The following is a 1,741-nucleotide window of genomic DNA, read 5'->3' on the forward strand; positions in this document are numbered from 1 at the left end:
TCCCGATGCTTGGCAAGCTGAAGCACCGTCGCCCCGGTGAGGGTGGGGACGGCGAGGAAGAAGCTGAATTCGGCGGCCGTCTTTCGGTCGACGCCGAGGCTCATCGCGCCGAGGATCGTCGCTCCGGAGCGGCTGACGCCGGGGATCATCGCCAGGCACTGGACGAGGCCGACTCCGATCGACTGGCGGAGGCTCACGCCCGACACTCCGCCCGCTTCGACGGGGCGTGCGTAGCGTTCCACGACCAGGATCGCGACGCCTCCGAGGATCAGCGCCCAGCCGACCACCATCGCGTTTTCCAGCAGCGCCTCGATCGGATCGTTGAACAGCAGCCCGATCACCACCGCCGGCAGGAAGGCCACCAGCAGGTTGCGCACGAACGCGATCGAGGCGGGCTCCCGGCGGCCAAGGCCCACAAGCACATCGCGGAAGGTGCGCCAGTAGAGGACCAGGATCGCCAGGATCGCGCCCGGCTGGATGGCGATGTTGAACAGGGCCCAGCGGTCCGCGTTGAAGCCGAGCAGCTCCGTTGCGAGGATAAGGTGCCCGGTCGAGGAGACGGGCAGGAATTCGGTAAGCCCCTCGACGATGCCGAGCAGGATGATCGTGAGAAGCGAGGCGTCGGTCACTGCGTCGGGGCGTCAGTAAGGCTGCTTGGCGGCAAAGCGGCCGCGGCGGCGGTAGGCGGTGAGCCAGCCTTCCGAGACGGCCTCGAGGGGCGTCGGGGCGATCCCGAACGAGCGCAGCCCCTCGGCGCCCTGACCGACCACGTTGTCGCGCTGGAGCATCAGCCACTGGTCCCAGGTGATCGGCGCCCCCGGAAGCCAGCCGATCGCGCGGGCGATGATGCTTCCGATCGCGTCGGGAATGTCGATGAGCGTGCGGTTGTGGCCGGTGGTCTCGCCAATCCACTCCATCAGCTCGCGCATCGTCAGCACGCGCGGGCCGCCGAGCTCGTAGGTCCTGCCGCCATGGCTGTGCGGGTCGAGCGCGGCGGCGGTGACCGCCTTGCCGACGTCGGCGGCATAGACCGGCTGGAACTTCACAGCGCCGCGGATTACCGGAAGCACCGGCGCCACCCGCGCCATTCCGGCAAAGCGGTTCACGAAATTGTCCTCGCGCCCGAAGACGAGCGAGGGGCGCATGATCGTGGCGTTCGGGAAGGCGGCACGCACGGCCTCTTCGCCCTCGCCCTTGCTTCGGCCGTAGGCGGACGGGCTCTCCGGATCGGCGCCGATCGCGGAGATGTGCACGAGCGAGGAGACGCCCTGCTCGGCGCACGCCTCGGCGACGTTGCGCGCGCCGTCCACGTGCAGCGCCTGGAAATCGCCCTTCAGCACCCCGACGAGGTTCACGACCGCATCGCTGTTCCTGACTGCGGCTCGGACATGCTCCGGATTGCGGATATCGGCGGCGACGAACTGAGTCTGGCCGAGGCCGCCCAGCGGCTTCAGGAAGAAGGCCTTCCGCGCATCGAACTGCGCAATGCGCACGCGGGCGCCGGTCTTGTAGATATGCTGGGCGATATACCGGCCGACAAAGCCGCCTCCGCCGAACAATGTGACCAGCCTGTCCGTCTTCTGAACCATCGAAAGCCTCGAAAAATCGCGCCCCCAATGCCTGCTCGCCGGTGCGTTGACAAGCTTGCGCCGCCCCCCTAGTTCGCGCGGCCTACCTGCTTGATTTCCTTCCCGTGCCCAGGTGGCGGAATTGGTAGACGCACCAGCTTCAGGTGCTGGCG

Annotated in this window: 2 protein-coding genes; both read right to left on the minus strand. The window is 67.9% G+C overall.

The features are described 5' to 3' along the window. Positions 1–629 (minus strand): undecaprenyl-diphosphate phosphatase (locus tag VF662_RS16835; RefSeq protein ID WP_464143105.1); only part of this gene is annotated, 629 nt, incomplete at its 3' end. 12 nt (positions 630–641) lie between these two features. Continuing rightward, entirely contained in the window at positions 642–1,589 is a 948-nt protein-coding gene (locus VF662_RS16840) for a complex I NDUFA9 subunit family protein (protein WP_464143106.1), read from the minus strand. Positions 1,590–1,741: the final 152 nt, after the last annotated feature.

Origin of the sequence: Allosphingosinicella sp. (assembly GCF_036387215.1) — a bacterium.
Taxonomy (GTDB): domain Bacteria; phylum Pseudomonadota; class Alphaproteobacteria; order Sphingomonadales; family Sphingomonadaceae; genus Allosphingosinicella.

Excerpts from the sequence above, each read along its gene's own strand:
- VF662_RS16840 (WP_464143106.1), bottom strand. The coding sequence starts at position 1,589 with ATGGTTCAGAAGACGGACAGGCTGGTCACATTGTTCGGCGGAGGCGGC.